This window comes from Bacillus sp. P4_E1 (genome assembly GCF_056401715.1).
Genome location: NZ_JBFUIV010000026.1, coordinates 29,739 through 52,086, shown reverse-complemented (window position 1 = coordinate 52,086; position 22,348 = coordinate 29,739). Strand labels below are relative to the sequence as shown.

Sequence of the window (22,348 nt, the reverse complement as noted above, 5' to 3'; positions counted from 1 at the left end):
ATGGAGGAAAACAAGCAACGTGTCAAAAGTATGATTAATATTCTACAGCTTGTTGCCCCAGGAACACCACTACGCGAAGGGATAGATAACGTACTTCGTGCGCAAACTGGAGGGCTAATTGTTCTTGGGTATAATGAGCAGATTAAAAGTATTGTTGATGGAGGATTTCACATTAATTGTGCATTCTCACCGGCTAGTTTATATGAATTAGCAAAAATGGATGGGGCACTTATTTTAAATGAAACTGGGAGCAAAATTTTAATTGCAAATGCACAATTAGTTCCAGATCCATCCATTGATTCTATTGAAACAGGTATGCGTCACCGAACGGCAGAGCGTGTAGCAAAGCAGACGGCTAGCCTTGTTGTGGCTATTTCACAAAGACGTAACGTAATTACACTATATCAAGGGAACTTACGTTATACACTAAAAGATATAGGTGTAATTTTAACAAAGGCAAACCAAGCTATTCAAACGTTAGAAAAATATAAAGCTGTATGGAATGATGGGATTACGAATTTGGGCATTCTAGAATTTGAAGAGGTCGTTACAATGTCCGAGGTAGTTCACGTTTTACATAGTGTTGAAATGGTACTGCGTATTAAAAATGAAATAGTGAGCTACATTCATGAGTTAGGAACGGAAGGAAGGTTAATTCGTTTACAACTTACAGAATTACTAGCTGACTTAGAAGCAGAGGCAGCGTTATTAATTAAGGATTATTATCAAGAAAAAACGCAGGATCACCATCAAATTTTGAAAAAGTTACAAGATCTTGCAAATACACAGCTTTTAGAGGATAGCGATTTAGTTAAATTGCTCGGCTATCCAGGGCAAATGAGCTTAGAAGAAAGCGTGACACCGAGGGGATACCGAATCGCAAGCAAAATTTCTCGTGTTCCACCACTTATCATTGAAAATTTAATTAATCGATTTAAAACATTGCAAGGTGTTTGTCGTGCAACTATTAATGAATTGGATGATGTGGAAGGAATTGGGGAAGTTAGGGCGAAGAAAATACGAGAGGGCCTAAAAAGAATTCAAGAGCATCTCTATATGAGTAGACACAATTAAGAATATTACATTGATTCCATAATATAACGACACTAGAACATTTTTGTTATATGATATGGTATATTGGTAAATAAAACTATTTACAAAAAAACACGTCCGCTTTTGCATTCGGCGTTTTGATTAGCAAAACAATGGTTAATAATGAGTAGGAGGTGGTTGGATGTTAAAAAGGATCGTACAGCTCTTCTTTTTAGTGATCGGGGGAGCGTTAGGGATTTTTCTAATCCCAAAAGTTATTAATGTATTGGACGTTGGTGCTGTTCCTTTGCTTGAGGGATCGTACGTTCGTGCAATTATTGGTGCAATTATTTTATTTTTAACAACATTTTGGCTTGTGGATTATATTGTTCAACTTATTAAACATATCGAAGAAGCCCTTGTAAAGGCACCGGTAGCGGATGTTTTATTTGGTACATTAGGGTTGATCTCTGGTCTTATTGTTGCATATTTAATTTTGATACCAATTCGTGAATTCACGATTCCAGTCATTAGTACAGTATTACAAGTGTTCTTTACTCTTTTACTTGGTTATTTAGGATTCCAAGTAGGATTTAAAAAGAGAAATGAATTGCTAGGATTATTTACATTACCCCAGCGTGGAGGTAAGAAGAAAAACAATAGCGAGAACGAAGAGGTAGAGGTAGAAAAATCTACAACTCATTGGAAAATTCTCGATACAAGCGTAATTATTGATGGACGTATTGCGGATATTTGCCAAACGAAGTTTTTAGAAGGAACAATTGTGATTCCACAATTCGTATTAGAAGAGCTTCAGCATATTGCCGATTCTTCTGATGCTTTAAAGCGTAATCGTGGTCGCAGAGGATTAGACATTTTAAATCGTATTCAAAAAGAGCTACCAATTCCGGTGGAAATTTATGAAGGCGATTTTGAGGATATCCAAGAGGTGGATAGCAAGCTTGTAAAGTTAGCTAAAATCACTGGTGGAACTGTTGTAACAAATGATTTCAACTTAAACAAAGTTTCTGAATTACAAGGAGTAACAGTATTAAACATTAACGATTTAGCAAATGCAATTAAACCAGTCGTACTCCCTGGCGAAGAATTAAGTGTTTATGTTGTGAAAGATGGTAAAGAACAAAATCAAGGTGTGGCATATTTAGATGATGGCACGATGATTGTAGTAGAAGACGGTAGAGAATATGTCGGTTCGCAACTTAATGTACTAGTTACAAGTGTGTTGCAAACATCGGCTGGTCGTATGATTTTCGCAAAACGTAAATTATTAGAAAAAGCATTATAAGTAGAGGATTATTAATATGTATACGTTAATTATTCCAGCAGCGGGTCAAGGGAAACGGATGGGTGCTGGCAAAAACAAGTTGTTCTTACTTATAAATGGAGTACCTATCATTGTGCATACATTACGTGCTTTTGAAAAAGATAAAGCATGTAAACGTATTATCATGGCAATTAACGAAGAGGAACGCCCTTATTTTGAGGAGTTAATGCAGAAGTACCCGGTTGAAAAGCAGGTGCAATTTATTCAAGGCGGGGCCGAAAGACAAGATAGTGTGTATAATGCGCTTCAGTATGTGAGTGGTGTTGAATATGTTCTCGTACACGATGGTGCGCGCCCGTTCGTAACGAATAAGATGATGCAAGATGTATTAACTGCAGCAGAGAAATATGGTGCTTCCATTTGTGCGGTGCCAGTGAAGGATACCATTAAGAAAGTAGAACAGGGTGTTGTTGTTGAAACGGTAGAACGTTCTCAGCTTAAAGCGGTTCAAACACCGCAAGGATTTTCTGTTCCTCTTTTATTAGAAGCTCATAGAAGTGCAAAGCAAAGTTGTTTTCTTGGTACAGATGACGCAAGTCTCGTAGAACGTGTAGGGAAGAAAGTAGGCGTAGTAGAGGGGAGTTACTATAATATTAAAGTGACGACTCCAGAGGATTTACTAATTGCTGAAAGTTTCCTTCATGTTCAGAAGAAATAGAAGTGATGGTATTATAGTAAAGAAAAGCTCGGCAGTTGCCGGGCTTTTCTTTATAGAGATAGCAATATAATATAGAATTCATAAAGTAGTTTAGATTGAGGAGGATGTAAAGAATGTTTCGAATTGGACAAGGTTTTGATGTACATGAATTTGCGGAAGGTAGACCATTAATTATCGGTGGAATTACAATTCCTCATGAAAAAGGATTAATCGGTCACTCGGATGCAGATGTATTGTTACATACGATTGCTGACGCATGTCTAGGAGCAATTGCAGCAGGAGATATTGGAAAACATTTTCCCGATACAGATCCTGCCTTCAAAGATGCGGATTCAGCTGTATTGTTACAAAAGGTTTGGGAATTTGTGCGTGAACAAGGTTATGAGCTAGGGAACCTAGATTGTACAATTATTGCCCAAAAGCCAAAAATGGCACCGCATATTGAAAGCATGCGTAAACGCATTAGTGAACTATTAGAAACGTCTATTGATAATATTAATGTAAAGGCAACAACAACAGAAAAATTAGGATTTACAGGTAGAGAAGAAGGGATTGCTTCTCAAGCGGTTGTTTTATTACAGAAAAAATAGTGGTTTTTAATTCGTAAGATGGATAATCACGTTTTTTTGGTGTACAATTATAGAATGTGTTGACATTAAGATTGGAAGGTGTACCAACTATGGAAAAGCAAGTGAGAGTGCGCTATGCGCCAAGTCCAACAGGACACTTACATATCGGAAATGCGCGTACGGCATTATTTAATTATTTATTTGCTCGTCATCAAGATGGTAAGTTTATTATTCGTATTGAAGATACTGATGTGAAACGTAATGTTGCTGGTGGAGAAGAAAGCCAATTAAAATACTTGAAATGGCTCGGTATGGACTGGGATGAAGGTGTTGATGTTGGTGGTGAATTTGGACCATATCGTCAAACAGAGCGTTTAGATATTTATAAAAAATTATATAAAGATTTATTAGAGCGTGATTTAGCTTACAAATGTTATATGACAGAAGAAGAGCTAGAAGCAGAGCGTGAAGGTCAAATCGCTCGTGGTGAAACACCGCGTTATGCAGGAAACCACCGTGATTTAACTGAGGAGCAAATTAAAGGATTTGAGGCTGAAGGCCGTATTCCAAGTATTCGCTTCCGTGTGCCGGCTGATAGCGACTACACGTTTAAAGATCTCGTAAAAGATGAAGTTGCATTCCATTCAAATGATTTTGGTGATTTCGTTATCGTGAAAAAAGATGGAATTCCAACTTATAACTTTGCGGTAGCGGTAGATGATCACTTAATGGAGATTACACACGTACTTCGTGGTGATGATCATATTTCAAACACGCCAAAACAAATGATGATTTACGAAGCTTTCGGTTGGGATATCCCGAAGTTCGGTCATATGACTTTAATTGTAAACGAAAGCCGTAAAAAGCTAAGTAAGCGTGACGAATCTATTATTCAATTTATTGAGCAATATAAAGAGCTTGGATATCTTCCAGAAGCAATCTTTAACTTTATTGCATTACTAGGTTGGTCACCAGTAGGTGAAGAAGAAGTCTTCTCTCAAGATGAGTTTATCAAAATGTTTGATGCAGCTCGTTTATCAAAATCACCTGCATTATTTGATTCCCAAAAACTAAAATGGATGAACAACCAATATATGAAAAAACAAGATTTAGATACGGTTGTTGAACTAAGCTTACCGCATTTAGTGAAAGCGGGTCGCGTAGGTGAAAACTTAAGCGAACAAGAACAAGCGTGGGTTCGTGATGTAATTGCTTTATATCATGACCAAATGAGCTTTGGAGCTGAAATTGTAGAGCTTTCTGAAATGTTCTTTAAAGATCATGTTGATCATGAAGAAGAGGGACAAGAAGTATTGAAAGGTGAACAAGTACCTGAAGTACTTCGTGCATTTGCCGATCAATTAGAAGCTTTAGAAGCAATGGAGCCAGCGGCAGTTAAGGCGGCTATTAAAGCAGTTCAAAAAGAAACAGGACATAAAGGTAAAAACCTATTTATGCCAATCCGTGTTGCTACTACTGGACAAACACATGGTCCAGAGCTTCCTAACGCTATTGCTCTTCTTGGAAAAGAAAAAGTTTTAAATCGTATTCAAAAAGTAATTGGTTAACATTTTCTAGGTTTAGCAATATAATAAGTATATCTAAAATCTAATAATGAAAAGCGACGAGAAGGAGAAGTAGAAAATCAGGCTTTTTACAGAGAGAACCACCCTTAGGCTGGAAGTGGTTTATAAGCGGATTTTTGAAATGCCCCTTCGAGTCTTCTGTTGAACAGCGAAGTATTTCGCGGAACGTCTTAGGGCGCAAAGTAAACAGAAGCGGTGTAAACCGTTATCATGGATGAGTTTGAGGCTTCTTTAGCCTAAACAGAGTGGAACCGCGCTTAAAAGGCGTCTCTGTCTATATGACAGAGGCGTCTTTTTTTTATACCATGTAAATGGTGTGAGTATAAGTTTTATCCCCTTGTATAAAGATTTAGGGGGAAGTGGGGAGTTAGTTCACTCGAAAAAAGCAGCCCATAAAGGGGAGGGAACATCGATGTTTAAGAGGCTTCGGGAAGATATTGAAGTCGTTTTTGAACAGGATCCAGCGGCAAGAAGTTATTTCGAAGTCATTTTAACTTACTCTGGATTACATGCAGTTTGGGCCCATCGAATTGCACATGCTTTTTATAAAAGGAATTTTTTCTTTATGGCACGTTGGATTTCGCAAGTTAGTCGTTTTTTTACTGGCATTGAGATTCATCCAGGAGCAACTATTGGTCGTCGTTTTTTCATTGATCATGGAATGGGGGTTGTGATTGGAGAAACGTGTGAAATTGGCGAAAACGTAACAATTTATCAAGGTGTCACATTAGGTGGTACAGGTAAAGAAAAAGGAAAGAGGCACCCTACAATTCAGGATAATGTATTAATTGCAACAGGTGCTAAAGTACTAGGTTCTATTACTATTGGAGAGAATTCTAAAATTGGAGCAGGATCTGTCGTGTTAAAGGAAGTTCCTGCGCATTCTACAGTTGTAGGTATACCTGGCCGAGTCGTTATTCAAAATGGAGTAAAAATTGGTCAAGAATTAAATCATTCTGATCTTCCGGATCCGATTTTTGATAAATTAAAGGTTATGGAAGTAGAACTTGATAAATTGAGAAAGCAACTTGAGGTAAAGGTAGGAAGGAAGGATAAAAATGACTATTCACATTTATAATACGTTAACGCGTCAAAAAGAAGAGTTTATGCCATTAGAAGAAAATAAGGTAAAGATGTATGTGTGCGGACCTACAGTGTATAACTACATTCACATTGGGAATGCAAGACCACCTATGGTGTTTGATACAGTACGCCGTTACTTAGAATATAAAGGATATGATGTGCAGTATGTATCTAACTTTACTGACGTGGATGATAAATTAATTAAGGCGGCAAACGAATTAGGTGAAGATGTGCCAACAATTGCAGATCGTTTTGTTGAAGCTTACTTTGAAGATGTAACGGCACTAGGTTGCAAACATGCAACGGTTCATCCACGTGTAACGGAAAATATGGATATCATTATTGAATTTATTCAAGAACTTGTGAATAAAGGGTATGCATATGAATCAGAAGGTGATGTGTACTTTAAAACGAAAGAATTCGAAGGTTACGGTAAATTATCACATCAACCGATTGCAGACTTACGTCACGGTGCACGTATTGAAGTAGGAGAAAAGAAACAAGACCCTCTTGATTTTGCTTTATGGAAAGCTGCGAAAGAAGGAGAAATCTTCTGGGAAAGCCCTTGGGGGAAAGGACGCCCAGGGTGGCATATTGAATGCTCAGCAATGGCGCGTAAATATTTAGGGGATACAATTGATATTCATGCTGGTGGTCAAGATTTAGCATTTCCTCATCATGAAAATGAAATTGCGCAGTCTGAGGCGTTGACAGGAAAAACATTTGCACGTTATTGGATGCATAACGGATATATTAATATTAATAACGAGAAGATGTCTAAGTCGCTTGGAAACTTCATTTTAGTTCACGATATCATTAAACAATATGATCCACAGTTAATCAGGTTCTTTATGCTATCGGTACATTACCGTCACCCAATTAACTTTAGCGAGGATTTATTGCAAAGTACTAATAATGGACTAGAAAGAATTAAAACAGCTTACGGTAACTTAAAGCATCGTATGGAAAGTAGTACGGATTTAACGGACCATAATGAAAAATGGTTAGCTGAAATGGAAAAGTTCCAGGTTGCATTCGAAGAAGCGATGGATGATGATTTCAATACGGCTAATGCGATTACTGAATTATATAACGTAGCAAATCACGCAAATCAATATTTGTTAGAAGAACATACTTCTAAAGTTGTAATTGAAGCTTATGTAAAACAACTTGAAACATTATTTAGTATTTTAGGATTAGAATTAGCACAAGAAGAGTTGCTTGATGAAGAAATTGAAGCACTAATCCAAAAGCGTATTGAAGCTCGTCAAAATCGTGACTTCGCACTATCTGATCAAATTCGCGATGATTTAAAAGGACGTAATATTATTTTAGAAGATACCGCTCAAGGCACAAGATGGAAAAGAGGATAAGAATGATTGATGCAAAGCAATTAAACAGCTTAGCTTTAGCATATATGGGTGATGCGGTATATGAGCAATATATCCGCTATCACCTCCTTCAAAAGGGGACAGTTCGCCCTAATCAATTACATCGCTTAGGGACGGGCTTTGTTTCGGCAAAAGCACAGGCGAAAGTTGTTTATCATTTATTAGAAACGGCATTTTTGACAGAAGAGGAAGAGGCGGTATTAAGAAGAGGGCGTAATGCAAATTCGGGTACTGTTCCAAAAAATACAGATGTACAAACATATCGACACAGTACAGCCTTTGAAGCACTAATCGGTTATCATCACTTGTTGAATAATCGTGAAAGATTGGACGAGATTGTATATAAGGCGATTGACGTTTTGGAAGAAAAGGAAGGGAGCACATCATCATGAGTAGTGAATATATTATCGGACGTAACCCTGTAATTGAAGCTTTAAGAGCGGGGAGAGATATTAATAAAATTTTGGTAGCGGAAGGTGCTGCCAAAGGACAAGTGCAAATTGTACTAGCATTAGCAAAAGAGAATAAGGTTATTTTGCAACACGCACCAAAGAAGAAATTAGATCAATTGGTTGAGGGTAATCATCAAGGTGTAATTGCTCAAGTAGCTGCATATCAATATGCTGAGTTAGAGGATTTGTTTAAATTAGCAGAAAAACGCAATGAAGATCCGTTCTTCTTGATTTTAGATGAAATTGAAGACCCACATAACTTAGGCTCTATTATGCGTACTGCGGATGCAACAGGGGCTCATGGGGTTATTATTCCAAAAAGAAGAGCTGTGGGGCTTACAGCGTCAGTTGCGAAAGCGTCGACTGGGGCAATTGAATATATTCCTGTTGCACGTGTAACAAATTTATCGCGTACAATTGATGAATTAAAAGAACGTGGACTTTGGATTGCTGGTACAGATGCCAAAGGGAAAACAGATTACCGTAATTTAGATGGTAATATGCCAATCGGACTAGTAATTGGTAGTGAAGGAAAAGGTATGAGTCGTATTATTGGTGAAAAGTGTGATTTTCTAATTACTTTACCGATGGTCGGTAAAGTTACATCCTTAAATGCTTCAGTAGCCGCAAGTTTGTTAATGTATGAGGTATATCGTAAACGTCACGAAATTGGTAAATAAAAAATGAACGATATTTTAATCGTTGACGGTTACAACATTATCGGGGCTTGGGGAGACTTGAAGAAACTGCGGGATGTAGATTTACAGTCATCAAGAGACGCACTTATTGATAAGATGGCGGATTATCAAGGGTATACAGGCACAAAGGTAATGATTGTCTTTGATGCCTATACAGTCTATGGTATTGAAAAAAAGATGAAACAATCACGGGTGGAAGTAATATTCACGAGAAAAAATCAAACTGCAGATGAAAAGATAGAACAACTTGCGATTGAGCTTAGAAATATAAATACACAAATATACGTTGCAACTTCGGATTATACGGAGCAATGGATTATATTTGCGCAAGGTGCACTTCGAAAATCTGCGCGTGAATTAGAGTTAGAAGTGCAAGCGATGGAACAACAAGTAAGAAGGTGTACAAAAGACACGAAAGAAAAGCAACCCGCCATGCGAAAGATATTTAGTGAAGATATTACAGAAAAATTAGAAAAATTAAGAAGAGGAGAGCGTTGAAGCATTGACGCTCTTTATCTTTTTACTGTATAATATTGCTAAATATATAGCGGTCGGAGGGATCAGGGTGGAAGCAGGCTTCGTAAGTGTAGGCGACGTTACATTTCGTGATTTAGAGGATGAGGCAATCGTTGAGTTAGTTCGAAAAGGTAATACTGACGCTCTAGAATATTTAATTCACAAATATAAGAACTTTGTTCGCGCGAAATCAAGATCTTATTTCTTGGTGGGTGCCGATCGAGAAGATATTGTTCAAGAAGGCATGATTGGATTGTTTAAAGCTATTCGTGATTATAAAGGGGACAAGCTGTCTTCGTTCAAAGCATTTGCTGAACTGTGTATCACTCGACAAATTATTACCGCTATTAAAACAGCAACAAGGCAAAAACATATTCCGTTAAATTCGTATGTGTCTTTAGATAAGCCAATTTACGATGAGGAATCTGATCGAACATTATTAGATGTTATTTCGGAATCGAAAGTAACTGATCCAGAAGAGATGATTATAAGTCAGGAAGAATATACAGACATAGAATCTAAAATATCTGAATTATTAAGCGATTTAGAAAGAAAAGTGCTCTCTTTATACTTAGATGGTCGTTCCTATCAAGAAATTTCAGAACAGTTAAACAGGCACGTGAAATCTATTGATAACGCATTGCAGCGTGTAAAAAGGAAATTAGAAAGATATATGGAGATGAGAGAGAGCACAACTTTAAATTCATAGCAAGTGCCGCAGGTGTAAAATAATTCACCTGTTTTCTTTTTGTTAAGAGAGTGAAAGTCATGACATTGACATTGTCTTTTGTTGTATGATACATTTTTAGGGACAATGTTACAAGGTTGGTGTAACTAATGAGGAAAAAAGTTGTACTCTCATGTGAAGAGTGTAAAAATCGAAACTACTCTACGATGAAAGATACGAGCTCAGTAGAGCGACTTGAGATAAAGAAGTTTTGTAAAACATGCAATAAGCATACAGTTCACAAAGAAACAAAATAAATAATTGAAATAATAAACTGGAGGTCCCGTAGATGCGTTTAACGAACTTTTTCGGCGATGTAGGTCGCGAAATGAAAAAAGTAAGTTGGCCTAAAAAAGATGAATTACTCCGATCAACAACGACTGTTATCGCGACAGTTGTGTTCTTTGCGATTTTCTTCGCAGTGGTTGATATGGGCATTTCTTCTTTAATTCGGTTAATTCTTGGTTAATTCTTGAATAAGAAGCACTTATCCATGATATAATGTTATTTATAAGAACTGTGTAAAAGCCCGGTGAACGGGTTTTTTCATTTGCGCAAAAAAATGTACGTCAGGGAGGGAAGGACGCTCGTCCTAAATGAATGGAAAAAAGTTGGTATGTTGTCCATACTTATTCTGGATATGAAAATAAAGTAAAAGCAAACCTAGAGAAACGTGTAGAATCAATGGGTATGCAAGATAAAATTTTCCGTGTTGTTGTCCCGGAAGAAGTAGAAGTAGAAATGAAAAATGGTAAAGAAAAAATAACGAAAAGAAAAGTATTCCCAGGTTACGTATTAGTAGAACTAATCATGACTGATGATTCTTGGTATGTTGTTCGTAATACGCCAGGTGTAACAGGCTTTGTCGGTTCTTCTGGTTCAGGATCTAAACCATCGCCTCTATTAGAAGAGGAAGTTGTTACCATCATGAAGCATATGGGAATGGACAATGAAGTGGTTGATTTCGAATTTGAACTTCATGAAACAGTGCGTGTAAATGAGGGGCCATTCGCGGATTATACAGGTGCGATTGAAGAAATTGATGTGGAAAAGAAAAAAGTTAGCGTGCTTGTAGACATGTTCGGTCGCGAGACTCCGGTTGAACTTGATTTCCATCAAATTGAAAAATTATAAAATGAAACTTGAAATGAATTGTAAAAAGTGATAATATCTTTTAAGTCAGTACGTCTTCGGTAACGGAGACGTTTTTTGAAAAAGATTTTATCATTATGATAAAATATGAAGTGGGAGGGCAAATCACTGCCCAATTGACCACATCACGGACTTAAGGAGGTGTGTCTCGTGGCTAAAAAGGTAATTAAAATGGTAAAACTTCAGATTCCTGCAGGTAAAGCTAATCCAGCTCCGCCGGTTGGTCCAGCATTAGGACAAGCAGGTGTTAACATCATGGGCTTCTGTAAAGAGTTTAACGCTCGTACAGCTGATCAAGCTGGTCTTATCATCCCTGTTGAAATTACGGTATTTGAGGACCGTTCATTCACTTTCATTACTAAAACTCCTCCTGCTGCTGTTCTTCTTAAGAAAGTAGCTGGTATTGAGTCTGGTTCTGGTGAACCAAACCGTAATAAAGTGGCAACTGTTAAGCGTGATAAAGTACGCGAAATCGCTGAAACTAAAATGCCTGACCTAAACGCTGCTAGCGTAGAAGCTGCAATGCGTATGGTTGAAGGTACTGCGCGCAGTATGGGCATCGTTATCGAAGACTAATTCGATTTGTTTTTTGTAAAAAAGGTTGCGGGTCTGGAATTCCAATTCGCAACCTTTATTATCGTAAATGATCATCATTTTTAAATAAATGGATGGGCGCACATCCTCGGGGGTTCCCGGAATGAAGGCGTAAACGTGGGAGGTTATTCCGCTAAAACCACATTCAAGGAGGAAACAAACATGGCTAAAAGAGGTAAAAAGTACGTTGAAGCTGCGAAGCTTGTTGATCGTGCATCTGCTTACTCTGCAACAGAAGCAGTAGAATTAGTAAAGAAAACAAACACAGCTAAATTTGATGCAACTGTAGAAGCTGCATTCCGTTTAGGTGTTGACCCTAAGAAAGCTGACCAACAAATTCGTGGTGCAGTTGTTCTTCCACACGGTACTGGTAAAGTACAACGTGTATTAGTATTCGCTAAAGGCGAAAAAGCAAAAGAAGCTGAAGCTGCTGGCGCTGAATTCGTAGGCGATGCTGATTACATCGGTAAAATCCAAAAAGGTTGGTTTGATTTCGATGTAGTAGTAGCAACTCCTGACATGATGGGTGAAGTTGGTAAACTTGGTCGTGTATTAGGACCTAAAGGTTTAATGCCAAACCCTAAAACTGGAACAGTTACTTTCGATGTAACTAAAGCTGTTAACGAAATCAAAGCTGGTAAAGTTGAATACCGCGTTGATAAAGCTGGTAACATCCACGTTCCAATCGGTAAAGTATCTTTCGAAGATGCTAAATTAGTAGAAAACTTCAAAACAATTGCTGACACGCTACAAAAAGCTAAGCCAGCTGCTGCAAAAGGTACTTACATGAAGAACGCAACTGTTGCTTCTACAATGGGACCTGGCGTACGCGTAGACGTTTCTACACTTGCGTAAAAATTGGAAGTTGACTTCATAAAGAAGTTTTAATATAATCATTTATGTTGTGAATTTTAATAGTGTACCGTAGACAGTAGGAGTCGATTCGACTTAATTTCCTACCTAGGTGTTAATATACGAAGCGGAATCTTTTTTCTGTGACTATATGCCTCCATGTCTACAAGTTGGGCATGGAGGTTTTTAGTGCACTTTCGGTACATCTTCTATATAATCTACAGGAGGTGTAATAACATGAGCAAAGTAATCGAAACTAAACAACAAGTTGTAACTGAAATCGCTGAAAAACTTCGCGCGAGTAAATCTACAATTGTTGTTGACTACCGTGGTTTAACAGTTTCTGAAGCAACAGAATTACGTAAAAACTTACGTGAAGCTGGCGTTGAGTTCAAAGTTTACAAAAACTCTTTAACTCGTCGTGCTGCAGAGTCTGCTGAAATGGCTGAGTTAAACGAATTCTTAACAGGACCAAACGCAATCGCGTTCAGTAACGAGGATGTAGTTGCTCCTGCGAAAGTATTAAACGACTTCGCTAAAAATCATGAAGCTTTAGAAATTAAAGCGGGCGTAATCGAAGGTAAACTTGTAACACTTGATGAGGTTAAAGCTATCGCTACTCTTCCATCACGTGAAGGCTTACTTTCTATGCTTCTTAGCGTTCTTCAAGCTCCAATCCGTAACCTTGCACTTGCTACTAAAGCAGTTGCAGATCAAAAGGAAGAGCAAGGCGCTTAATTTTTTAAAAGATAATTACTTGTTATCTATAAAACAATACAAACCTATTTAAGGGAGGATATTTACAATGACTAAAGAACAAATCATTGAAGCAGTTAAATCTATGACTGTATTAGAACTTAACGACTTAGTAAAAGCTATCGAGGAAGAATTCGGCGTAACTGCTGCTGCTCCTGTAGCTGTAGCTGGTGGCGCTGGTGAAGCTGCTGCTGAGCAAACTGAATTTGACGTAGTACTTGCAAGTGCTGGCGCTCAAAAAATCAAAGTTATCAAAGCTGTACGTGAAATCACTGGTCTTGGCTTAAAAGAAGCTAAAGAATTAGTTGACAACACTCCAAAAGCAATCAAAGAAGGCGTTACTAAAGAGGAAGCTGAAGAAATGAAAGCTAAACTTGAAGAAGTTGGCGCTGCTGTAGAAGTTAAGTAATTAACTTTTGGTGCTTTAAAAAAAGCTCGCTCTTATGCGAGCTTTTTTTTTAACTGTAAAGAAAAGAGGTGGCCATATGGCAGACCATTATTTTTCTAACGACCCTTCTAGTAAAAGTGATCGTAAACGATGGGAAGTTACACTTCGTGAATCTCGATTTACTTTTTTATCTGACCATGGGGTGTTCTCGAAAAACGAAGTGGACTTTGGTTCTCGTCTTTTAATTGAAGCGTTTCAAATGCCAGATGTTAAAGGTAATGTGTTAGACGTAGGATGTGGGTACGGTCCAATCGGTTTGTCGTTAGCGAAAGAGTTTCAAAATCGTGAAATTCACATGGTGGATGTGAATGAAAGGGCCTTGGGACTTGCAAAAGAAAATGCCGCTAATAACAGAATTGAAAATATACGTATTTTGCAAAGTAGTGTCTATGAAAATGTAGATGGCAAGTATGCTGTTATTCTATCTAATCCTCCAATTCGTGCTGGTAAAGATATCGTGCATGAGATTTTAGAAAAGGCTGTGGAGTATTTAGTTTCAGGTGGAGAATTGTGGATTGTTATTCAAAAGAAACAAGGTGCGCCATCTGCGATGAAAAAACTAGAAGAAGTATTTTCTGAAGTTGAAGTTGTAGAAAAGAAAAAAGGATATTATATCATAAAATCAAAAAAGCGTTGACGGTTATTTTTGGCTATGTTAACATTATACAATGCCAATATATGATTTTCTGCGTTGAGAAAGATGTATATTTTTGCTTCTCTTGGAAAAGATAGTAAAATCAGCAGATTATGAAACAGAATGATGGTTTTCTTATAGAAGCCATTTTTCTTTTTTGAGCAGGTAGAAAGACTCAACGTATCTATCTTTAAGAGAAAAAAACTACGCTAATAGCAGTAGTTGTATTTATTTGTGATTTTGCACAAATTTTTTTGTGCATTTATAATACTCATGATTTGAGGGGTGAAGCAGTTGACAGGTCAACTAGTTCAATACGGACGCCACCGCCAACGAAGAAGTTATGCCCGTATTAGTGAAGTATTAGAGTTACCAAATCTTATCGAAATTCAAACCTCTTCTTATCAGTGGTTTCTTGATGAGGGTTTGCGAGAAATGTTCCAAGACATTTCTCCGATCGAAGACTTTACGGGAAATCTATCGCTTGAATTTATCGACTACAGCTTGGGTGAACCTAAATACTCTGTAGAAGAATGCAAAGAGCGTGATGTGACGTATGCAGCACCACTTCGTGTAAAAGTGCGTCTAATCAACAAGGAAACTGGTGAAGTAAAAGAACAAGATGTGTTCATGGGAGATTTCCCACTCATGACAGAGACTGGAACATTCGTAATTAACGGTGCAGAACGTGTTATCGTTTCCCAGTTAGTTCGCTCTCCAAGCGTATACTATAGTGGCAAAGTGGATAAAAACGGAAAACGTGGTTTTACTGCTACTGTAATTCCAAACCGCGGAGCTTGGTTAGAGTATGAAACAGATGCTAAGGATGTTGTATATGTGCGTATTGACCGTACGCGTAAACTTCCTGTAACTGTTTTGTTACGCGCATTAGGGTTTGGCTCTGATCAAGAAATCACCGAGCTTTTAGGTGATAACGAATACTTAAGCAATACGTTAGAAAAAGACAACACAGATAGCACAGAGAAAGCATTGCTTGAAATTTATGAGCGTCTACGCCCTGGTGAACCACCAACAGTAGAAAATGCAAAGAGCTTACTTGTGTCTCGTTTCTTTGATCCGAAGCGCTACGATTTAGCAAATGTAGGTCGCTATAAGATCAACAAAAAGCTACACATTAAAAACAGATTGTTTAACCAACGTTTAGCTGAAACACTGGTGGATCCAGAAACTGGTGAAATTTTAGCGGCAGAAGGAACAGTCTTAGATCGTCGTACACTGGATCGCATTCTACCTTACTTAGAGAAAAACATTGGATTCAAAACAGCGAAACCAATGGGTGGAGTGGTAGCAGGCGATGTTGAGCTGCAATCTATTAAGATTTATGCTCCAGAATCAGAAGGCGAACGATCTATAAACGTAATTGGGAATGCAAATATTACTCGTGATATAAAACACATCACACCAGGTGATATTCTTGCTTCTATTAGCTACTTCTTTAACTTGCTATATAAAGTAGGGGATACAGATGATATTGACCACTTAGGAAATCGTCGTCTGCGTTCTGTAGGAGAGTTACTACAAAACCAATTCCGTATCGGTCTTTCTCGTATGGAACGTGTTGTTCGTGAGAGAATGTCGATTCAAGATACAAATGCAATTACACCACAAGCGTTAATTAACATTCGCCCGGTTATTGCATCTATTAAAGAGTTCTTCGGAAGTTCTCAGTTATCTCAGTTCATGGATCAAACAAACCCATTAGCAGAGTTAACTCACAAACGAAGACTATCTGCATTAGGACCCGGTGGTTTAACGCGTGAGCGCGCAGGCTTTGAAGTACGTGACGTTCACTACTCTCACTATGGTCGTATGTGTCCAATTGAAACGCCAGAGGGACCAAACATCGGTTTGATTAACTCATTATCTTCGTTTGCGAAAGTAAATGAGTTTGGTTTCATTGAAACGCCATACCGTCGTGTTGACCCAGAAACTGGTCTTGTAACAGGGCAGGTTGATTATTTAACAGCAGATGAAGAAGATAACTATGTTGTAGCCCAAGCGAATATGAAATTATCTGAAGTAGGGGAATTCCTTGATGAAGATATCGTAGCTCGTTTCCGTGGTGAAAACATTGTCACAAATAAAGAACGCATCGACTACATGGATGTATCTCCAAAACAAGTAGTGTCGGCAGCGACAGCTTGTATTCCGTTCTTAGAAAACGATGACTCTAACCGCGCACTTATGGGAGCGAACATGCAACGTCAGGCGGTTCCGTTAATAAATCCGGAATCTCCGATTGTAGGTACAGGTATGGAGTACGTATCAGCAAAAGACTCAGGTGCTGCAGTAATCTGTAAACAGCCTGGTGTTGTTGAGCGCGTAGAAGCACGTGAAGTTTGGGTACGTCGCTATGTAGACGTTGACGGTCAAACAGTAAAAGGCGACTTAGATCGCTACAAAATGCAAAAATTCATTCGTTCTAACCAAGGAACTTGCTACAACCAACGTCCAATCGTAAGTGTTGGAGACCAAGTTGTAAAAGGTGAAATCCTTGCGGATGGTCCTTCTATGGAACTAGGTGAACTGGCGCTTGGACGTAACGTGCTTGTTGGCTTTATGACATGGGACGGTTATAACTATGAGGATGCGATCATCATGAGTGAGCGCCTTGTAAAAGATGATGTGTACACTTCTATCCATATTGAAGAATATGAATCAGAAGCTCGTGATACGAAGCTTGGACCAGAAGAAATTACACGTGATATCCCGAATGTTGGAGAAGATGCACTTCGTAATCTTGACGAGCGCGGTATTATTCGCGTCGGTGCTGAAGTAAAAGATGGAGATCTACTTGTTGGTAAAGTAACGCCAAAAGGTGTAACAGAATTAACGGCAGAAGAACGTCTATTACATGCAATCTTCGGTGAAAAAGCACGTGAAGTACGTGATACATCACTACGTGTACCACACGGTGGTGGCGGTATTATCTTAGACGTAAAAGTGTTTAACCGTGAAGATGGCGATGAATTGCCACCAGGCGTGAATCAACTTGTACGTGCATATATCGTTCAAAAGCGTAAAATTTCTGAAGGTGACAAAATGGCCGGTCGTCATGGTAACAAAGGTGTTATCTCCCGTATTTTACCGGAAGAAGATATGCCTTACTTACCAGATGGTACGCCAATCGATATCATGTTAAACCCATTAGGGGTACCATCTCGTATGAATATCGGTCAGGTATTAGAGCTTCATCTTGGTATGGCAGCAAGATACCTTGGTATTCACATTGCAACACCGGTATTCGATGGTGCTCGTGAGGAAGATGTATGGGGCACAATTGAAGAAGCTGGTATGGCAAATGACGCGAAAACAATCCTGTATGACGGACGTACTGGTGAGCCATTCGATAACCGTGTATCTGTTGGTGTCATGTATATGATCAAACTTGCGCACATGGTTGACGATAAACTTCATGCTCGTTCTACTGGACCATACTCACTTGTAACGCAGCAACCTCTTGGAGGTAAAGCTCAGTTCGGTGGACAGCGTTTCGGTGAGATGGAGGTTTGGGCACTTGAAGCTTATGGTGCTGCTTATACTCTTCAAGAAATCTTAACAGTGAAGTCTGATGATGTTATTGGACGTGTTAAGACGTATGAAGCAATTGTTAAAGGTGAAAATGTTCCAGAACCAGGCGTTCCTGAATCATTCAAAGTATTGATTAAAGAACTGCAAAGTTTAGGTATGGACGTTAAAATGATGTCTATCAACGATACAGAAATTGAAATGCGTGATACGGAAGATGACGATGATCATCAATCAGCAGATAAATTGAATGTTGAAGTTGAGACAACTAAGGAATAATTGGGATAACCTGTAGACTAAAAGGGAGGTAGGCCCCTTGATAGATGTAAATAACTTTGAATATATGAAGATTGGACTTGCTTCACCTGACAAGATTCGTTCTTGGTCATACGGTGAAGTTAAGAAACCAGAAACAATTAACTATCGTACGTTAAAGCCTGAAAAAGATGGCTTGTTCTGTGAGCGTATTTTCGGACCACAAAAGGACTGGGAATGTCATTGCGGGAAATATAAACGTGTACGTTATAAAGGTGTAGTTTGTGATCGATGTGGCGTTGAAGTAACGCGTGCAAAAGTTCGTCGTGAACGTATGGGTCATATCGAATTAGCTGCTCCTGTATCTCATATTTGGTATTTCAAAGGTATCCCGAGCCGCATGGGACTTGTCTTAGACATGTCCCCTCGCGCGCTTGAAGAAGTAATTTATTTCGCTTCTTATGTTGTAACAGAAAGTGGAGATACACCACTTGATAAGAAGCAATTACTTTCTGAAAAAGAATACCGTGCATATCGTGATCGATATGGCAGTACATTCCATGCTGCTATGGGTGCAGAAGCGATTAAAAAATTACTGCAAGACATCGATTTAGATAAAGAAGTAGACTTCTTAAAAGAAGAATTAAAAACAGCACAAGGACAACGCCGTACTCGTGCTATTAAACGTCTAGAAGTATTAGAAGCATTCCGTAACTCTGGAAATCACCCATCTTGGATGATCTTAGAGGTTCTTCCAGTTATCCCACCAGAACTACGCCCAATGGTACAGTTAGATGGTGGACGTTTTGCTACTTCTGACTTAAACGACTTATATCGTCGTGTAATTAACCGTAACAACCGTTTAAAACGTCTATTGGACTTAGGTGCACCAAGCATCATCGTTCAAAACGAAAAACGTATGTTACAAGAAGCTGTAGACGCATTAATCGATAATGGTCGCCGTGGCCGTCCAGTTACTGGACCAGGTAACCGTCCATTAAAATCACTATCTCACATGCTTAAAGGTAAACAAGGACGTTTCCGTCAAAACTTATTAGGTAAACGTGTTGACTACTCTGGCCGTTCTGTAATCGTCGTAGGACCGAACTTAAAGATGTACCAATGTGGATTGCCGAAAGAAATGGCACTTGAATTGTTTAAACCTTTCGTTATGAAAGAGTTAGTTGGAAAAGGATTAGCACACAACATTAAGAGTGCTAAACGTAAAATCGAGCGTGTACACCCTGAAGTTTGGGACGTTTTGGAATCTGTGATCAAAGAGCATCCAGTACTTCTAAACCGCGCACCAACACTTCACCGTCTTGGTATCCAGGCGTTTGAACCTACACTAGTAGAAGGTCGTGCAATCCGTCTTCACCCACTTGTATGTACTGCATACAACGCGGACTTTGACGGTGACCAAATGGCGGTTCACGTTCCGTTATCATCAGAGGCACAAGCAGAAGCTCGTATTCTTATGTTAGCGGCACAAAACATCTTGAATCCAAAAGACGGAAAACCAGTTGTTACTCCATCTCAGGATATGGTATTAGGTAACTATTACTTAACACTTGAGCGTGAGGGTGCAATCGGTGAAGGTATGGTCTTCAAAGATGCAAACGAAGCAATACTTGCATACCAAAATGGATATGTACATCTGCACACACGTGTTGCAGTTGCTGCGAGTTCGGTAAATAATGTAACATTTACTGAAGAGCAAAAGAGTAAGCTTCTATTAACAACAGTTGGTAAATTAATATTTAACGAAATCTTACCAGAGTCGTTCCCTTATATTAATGAACCAACAAACTCAAACCTTGAAAAAGAAACACCAGCGGAATATTTCGTTGAAAAAGGTGCGAACATTAAAGAAATTATTGCTAGTCGCGAAGAAGTGGCGCCATTTAGCAAGAAAATCCTTGGTAATATTATTGCGGAAGTATTCAAGCGTTTCCAAATTACGGAAACATCTCGCATGCTTGACCGTATGAAAAACTTAGGATTTAAATACTCTACAAAAGCTGGTATTACAGTTGGGGTATCAGACATTCTTGTATTAGGCGAAAAAAATGAAATTCTCCATGAAGCACAAGCAAAAGTAGATAATGTAATTAAACAATTCCGTCGCGGTTTAATCACGGAAGAAGAACGTTACGATCGCGTTATCTCTATTTGGAGTAATGCAAAAGATGTTATCCAAGGAAAACTGATGAAATCCTTGAATAAACGCAATCCAATCTTCATGATGAGTGATTCCGGTGCCCGTGGTAACGCATCGAACTTTACTCAGCTTGCTGGTATGCGTGGTCTGATGGCCAATCCATCTGGTCGTATCATTGAGCTTCCGATCAAATCAAGTTTCCGTGAAGGTTTAACAGTACTTGAGTACTTCATCTCTACGCATGGTGCGCGTAAAGGTCTTGCCGATACAGCACTTAAAACTGCCGATTCTGGTTACTTAACACGTCGTCTTGTAGACGTTGCACAAGATGTAATTGTTCGTCAAGATGATTGTGGAACAGATCGTGGTTTACTAATTGGTGCGATTAAAGAGGGTAATGAAGTTATTGAGTCACTATATGATCGTCTTGTTGGACGTTTTGCGAGAAAAACTGTAAAACATCCTGAAACAGGTGAAGTATTAATTGCTGAAAATCAATTAATTACTGAAGACATTGCTCATATCGTTGAAAAGTCGGGTGTTGAAACTGTAAACATTCGTTCAGCGTTTACGTGTAATACTCGCCATGGTGTATGTAAGAAGTGTTACGGTCGTAACTTAGCAACTGGTACAGACGTAGAAGTAGGAGAAGCGGTAGGTATTATCGCAGCTCAATCTATCGGTGAGCCAGGTACACAGTTAACGATGCGTACGTTCCATACAGGTGGGGTTGCCGGAGATGACATCACACAAGGTTTACCTCGTATCCAAGAGATCTTCGAAGCTCGTAATCCGAAGGGTCAGGCAGTTATCAGTGAAATTGACGGTGTTATCGCAGCGATCAACGATGTTAAAGATCGCCAAGAAGTAGTTGTACAGGGTGAAGTTGAAGCTCGTACGTATGCTATTCCTTACGGTGCTCGTCTGAAAGTAACTCTAGGACAGCCAATTAGCCACGGTAAAGAGTTAACAGAAGGTTCTATTGATCCGAAGGAATTACTAAAAGTAACGGACATTACAGCAGTTCAAGAATACTTATTACGTGAAGTTCAAAAAGTATACCGTATGCAAGGGGTAGAAATTGGTGACAAACACGTAGAAGTAATGGTACGTCAAATGCTACGTAAAGTTCGTGTGAGTGATGCGGGTGAAACAGATGTATTACCAGGAACATTACTAGATATCCATCAGTTTACTGATGCGAATGCGAAGGTGTTACTGAAAGGTAAACAACCAGCAACGGCTAGACCGGTTCTACTTGGTATTACAAAAGCTTCACTTGAGACAGATTCGTTCTTATCTGCGGCGTCATTCCAAGAAACAACTCGTGTTCTAACAGATGCAGCAATTAAGGGTAAACGCGATGAGCTTCTAGGATTGAAAGAGAATGTTATTATCGGTAAGCTTGTTCCTGCTGGAACAGGTATGAATCGTTATCGCAAAGTGGATCTTGTAAAAACAACACAAGATAACATGAATGTAGAAAACGATGAAGTTTATGTGGAACAGTAAAATTTTCTGTCGTAAATTTTGTATAAAAACAGCTAATCCTAGTTGACATTGTATGAGACAAAATGTTACTATAATCAAGGTTGCTCCTGAATGATGCTTTGGAGGATATTTATATGTCTTATCAAAAAGTGTCAAATGCTGAAAATGTAGTCGTTGGTCATAAACGAACATTGGAAGCAATCAAAAATGGTATAGTTAAAGAAGTTGTTATTGCGGAAGATGCTGATGTGCGGTTAACCCATGTTATCATTCGTACTGCCTTACAACATAACATACCCATAACCAAAGTTGAATCAGTTCGTAAGCTTGGAAAAGTTTCGGGGATTCAAGTGGGAGCTTCAGCAATAGGAATAATAAGTTAAAACTGTTTTTGTGAGG

At 38.7% G+C, this 22,348-nt stretch carries 22 protein-coding genes and 2 other annotated features; all 22 genes read left to right on the top strand.

The features are described 5' to 3' along the window. The 22 genes from disA (at position 1) to AC1DS7_RS25805 (ending at position 22,332) form a co-directional block, all read left to right on the top strand. On the top strand, positions 1-1,074 hold the full coding sequence (gene disA / locus AC1DS7_RS25910) for a DNA integrity scanning diadenylate cyclase DisA (protein ID WP_000392162.1): 1,074 nt from the start codon (positions 1-3) through the stop codon (positions 1,072-1,074). 160 nt (positions 1,075-1,234) lie between these two features. Next, positions 1,235-2,338 (top strand): PIN/TRAM domain-containing protein, encoded by a 1,104-nt coding sequence (locus AC1DS7_RS25905; protein WP_002063406.1) that lies wholly within the window; start codon positions 1,235-1,237, stop codon positions 2,336-2,338. 16 nt (positions 2,339-2,354) lie between these two features. After that, positions 2,355-3,035 (top strand): 2-C-methyl-D-erythritol 4-phosphate cytidylyltransferase, encoded by a 681-nt coding sequence (gene ispD, locus AC1DS7_RS25900; RefSeq protein ID WP_002009811.1) that lies wholly within the window; start codon positions 2,355-2,357, stop codon positions 3,033-3,035. A 113-nt stretch (positions 3,036-3,148) separates the two neighbouring features. Then, positions 3,149-3,625 carry a 2-C-methyl-D-erythritol 2,4-cyclodiphosphate synthase gene (gene ispF / locus AC1DS7_RS25895; RefSeq protein ID WP_000488386.1) on the top strand — a complete coding sequence of 159 codons (477 nt, stop codon included), beginning with the start codon at positions 3,149-3,151 and terminating at the stop codon, positions 3,623-3,625. A gap of 89 nt (positions 3,626-3,714) precedes the next feature. Beyond that, entirely contained in the window at positions 3,715-5,172 is a 1,458-nt protein-coding gene (gene gltX / locus AC1DS7_RS25890) for a glutamate--tRNA ligase (RefSeq protein ID WP_002091496.1), read from the top strand. A gap of 47 nt (positions 5,173-5,219) precedes the next feature. Next, positions 5,220-5,465, top strand: a binding site (T-box leader). Between the two features lie 137 nt (positions 5,466-5,602). Beyond that, positions 5,603-6,268, top strand: coding sequence for a serine O-acetyltransferase (gene cysE / locus AC1DS7_RS25885; RefSeq protein WP_002091498.1), 666 nt, complete (start codon positions 5,603-5,605; stop codon positions 6,266-6,268). After that, a complete protein-coding gene (cysS, locus tag AC1DS7_RS25880; RefSeq protein ID WP_002091500.1) occupies positions 6,249-7,646 on the top strand; it encodes a cysteine--tRNA ligase in 1,398 nt (465 codons plus the stop codon). The genes cysE and cysS overlap by 20 nt, the downstream gene beginning before the upstream one ends. Positions 7,647-7,648: 2 nt before the next feature. Continuing rightward, entirely contained in the window at positions 7,649-8,056 is a 408-nt protein-coding gene (locus AC1DS7_RS25875) for a Mini-ribonuclease 3 (RefSeq protein ID WP_002009804.1), read from the top strand. Then, on the top strand, positions 8,053-8,796 hold the full coding sequence (rlmB, locus tag AC1DS7_RS25870; RefSeq protein ID WP_002091503.1) for a 23S rRNA (guanosine(2251)-2'-O)-methyltransferase RlmB: 744 nt from the start codon (positions 8,053-8,055) through the stop codon (positions 8,794-8,796). Before AC1DS7_RS25875 ends, rlmB begins: the two co-directional genes overlap by 4 nt. Before the next feature lie 3 nt (positions 8,797-8,799). Beyond that, a complete protein-coding gene (locus AC1DS7_RS25865) occupies positions 8,800-9,312 on the top strand; it encodes an NYN domain-containing protein (protein ID WP_002009801.1) in 513 nt (170 codons plus the stop codon). A gap of 67 nt (positions 9,313-9,379) precedes the next feature. After that, a complete protein-coding gene (locus tag AC1DS7_RS25860; RefSeq protein WP_002009799.1) occupies positions 9,380-10,039 on the top strand; it encodes an RNA polymerase factor sigma-70 in 660 nt (219 codons plus the stop codon). 128 nt (positions 10,040-10,167) lie between these two features. Continuing rightward, on the top strand, positions 10,168-10,314 hold the full coding sequence (rpmG, locus tag AC1DS7_RS25855; protein WP_012260172.1) for a 50S ribosomal protein L33: 147 nt from the start codon (positions 10,168-10,170) through the stop codon (positions 10,312-10,314). Positions 10,315-10,346: 32 nt separating this feature from the next. After that, a complete protein-coding gene (secE, locus tag AC1DS7_RS25850) occupies positions 10,347-10,526 on the top strand; it encodes a preprotein translocase subunit SecE (RefSeq protein ID WP_002009797.1) in 180 nt (59 codons plus the stop codon). A 131-nt stretch (positions 10,527-10,657) separates the two neighbouring features. Then, positions 10,658-11,191, top strand: coding sequence for a transcription termination/antitermination protein NusG (gene nusG / locus AC1DS7_RS25845; protein WP_002009795.1), 534 nt, complete (start codon positions 10,658-10,660; stop codon positions 11,189-11,191). A 168-nt stretch (positions 11,192-11,359) separates the two neighbouring features. Then, on the top strand, positions 11,360-11,785 hold the full coding sequence (gene rplK, locus AC1DS7_RS25840; RefSeq protein ID WP_001085872.1) for a 50S ribosomal protein L11: 426 nt from the start codon (positions 11,360-11,362) through the stop codon (positions 11,783-11,785). Between the two features lie 180 nt (positions 11,786-11,965). After that, positions 11,966-12,658 carry a 50S ribosomal protein L1 gene (rplA, locus tag AC1DS7_RS25835; protein ID WP_002009792.1) on the top strand — a complete coding sequence of 231 codons (693 nt, stop codon included), beginning with the start codon at positions 11,966-11,968 and terminating at the stop codon, positions 12,656-12,658. Positions 12,659-12,707: 49 nt separating this feature from the next. Beyond that, positions 12,708-12,853, top strand: a sequence feature (ribosomal protein L10 leader region). A gap of 39 nt (positions 12,854-12,892) precedes the next feature. Then, entirely contained in the window at positions 12,893-13,393 is a 501-nt protein-coding gene (rplJ, locus tag AC1DS7_RS25830; RefSeq protein ID WP_002009790.1) for a 50S ribosomal protein L10, read from the top strand. Positions 13,394-13,460: 67 nt separating this feature from the next. Further along, positions 13,461-13,820 carry a 50S ribosomal protein L7/L12 gene (gene rplL / locus AC1DS7_RS25825; protein WP_002009788.1) on the top strand — a complete coding sequence of 120 codons (360 nt, stop codon included), beginning with the start codon at positions 13,461-13,463 and terminating at the stop codon, positions 13,818-13,820. 76 nt (positions 13,821-13,896) lie between these two features. After that, on the top strand, positions 13,897-14,496 hold the full coding sequence (locus AC1DS7_RS25820; RefSeq protein ID WP_002124684.1) for a class I SAM-dependent methyltransferase: 600 nt from the start codon (positions 13,897-13,899) through the stop codon (positions 14,494-14,496). A gap of 291 nt (positions 14,497-14,787) precedes the next feature. After that, on the top strand, positions 14,788-18,321 hold the full coding sequence (gene rpoB, locus AC1DS7_RS25815; RefSeq protein ID WP_002113316.1) for a DNA-directed RNA polymerase subunit beta: 3,534 nt from the start codon (positions 14,788-14,790) through the stop codon (positions 18,319-18,321). Between the two features lie 37 nt (positions 18,322-18,358). Next, entirely contained in the window at positions 18,359-21,970 is a 3,612-nt protein-coding gene (rpoC, locus tag AC1DS7_RS25810; protein WP_002063415.1) for a DNA-directed RNA polymerase subunit beta', read from the top strand. Positions 21,971-22,083: 113 nt separating this feature from the next. Next, the gene (locus AC1DS7_RS25805; protein WP_000121833.1) at positions 22,084-22,332 is read left to right on the top strand and encodes a 50S ribosomal protein L7ae-like protein; all 249 of its coding nucleotides are present in this window, start codon (positions 22,084-22,086) and stop codon (positions 22,330-22,332) included. Positions 22,333-22,348 lie beyond the last annotated feature (16 nt).

What these genes read in the sequence shown, in the direction of transcription:
- disA (WP_000392162.1), top strand. Translation starts at nt 1, where the DNA reads ATGGAGGAAAACAAGCAACGTGTCAAAAGTATGATTAATATTCTACAG.
- AC1DS7_RS25905 (WP_002063406.1), top strand. Translation starts at nt 1,235, where the DNA reads ATGTTAAAAAGGATCGTACAGCTCTTCTTTTTAGTGATCGGGGGAGCG.
- ispD (WP_002009811.1), top strand. Translation starts at nt 2,355, where the DNA reads ATGTATACGTTAATTATTCCAGCAGCGGGTCAAGGGAAACGGATGGGT.
- ispF (WP_000488386.1), top strand. Translation starts at nt 3,149, where the DNA reads ATGTTTCGAATTGGACAAGGTTTTGATGTACATGAATTTGCGGAAGGT.
- gltX (WP_002091496.1), top strand. Translation starts at nt 3,715, where the DNA reads ATGGAAAAGCAAGTGAGAGTGCGCTATGCGCCAAGTCCAACAGGACAC.
- cysE (WP_002091498.1), top strand. Translation starts at nt 5,603, where the DNA reads ATGTTTAAGAGGCTTCGGGAAGATATTGAAGTCGTTTTTGAACAGGAT.
- cysS (WP_002091500.1), top strand. Translation starts at nt 6,249, where the DNA reads ATGACTATTCACATTTATAATACGTTAACGCGTCAAAAAGAAGAGTTT.
- AC1DS7_RS25875 (WP_002009804.1), top strand. Translation starts at nt 7,649, where the DNA reads ATGATTGATGCAAAGCAATTAAACAGCTTAGCTTTAGCATATATGGGT.
- rlmB (WP_002091503.1), top strand. Translation starts at nt 8,053, where the DNA reads ATGAGTAGTGAATATATTATCGGACGTAACCCTGTAATTGAAGCTTTA.
- AC1DS7_RS25865 (WP_002009801.1), top strand. Translation starts at nt 8,800, where the DNA reads ATGAACGATATTTTAATCGTTGACGGTTACAACATTATCGGGGCTTGG.
- rpmG (WP_012260172.1), top strand. Translation starts at nt 10,168, where the DNA reads ATGAGGAAAAAAGTTGTACTCTCATGTGAAGAGTGTAAAAATCGAAAC.
- secE (WP_002009797.1), top strand. Translation starts at nt 10,347, where the DNA reads ATGCGTTTAACGAACTTTTTCGGCGATGTAGGTCGCGAAATGAAAAAA.
- nusG (WP_002009795.1), top strand. Translation starts at nt 10,658, where the DNA reads ATGGAAAAAAGTTGGTATGTTGTCCATACTTATTCTGGATATGAAAAT.
- rplA (WP_002009792.1), top strand. Translation starts at nt 11,966, where the DNA reads ATGGCTAAAAGAGGTAAAAAGTACGTTGAAGCTGCGAAGCTTGTTGAT.
- rplJ (WP_002009790.1), top strand. Translation starts at nt 12,893, where the DNA reads ATGAGCAAAGTAATCGAAACTAAACAACAAGTTGTAACTGAAATCGCT.
- rplL (WP_002009788.1), top strand. Translation starts at nt 13,461, where the DNA reads ATGACTAAAGAACAAATCATTGAAGCAGTTAAATCTATGACTGTATTA.
- AC1DS7_RS25820 (WP_002124684.1), top strand. Translation starts at nt 13,897, where the DNA reads ATGGCAGACCATTATTTTTCTAACGACCCTTCTAGTAAAAGTGATCGT.
- AC1DS7_RS25805 (WP_000121833.1), top strand. Translation starts at nt 22,084, where the DNA reads ATGTCTTATCAAAAAGTGTCAAATGCTGAAAATGTAGTCGTTGGTCAT.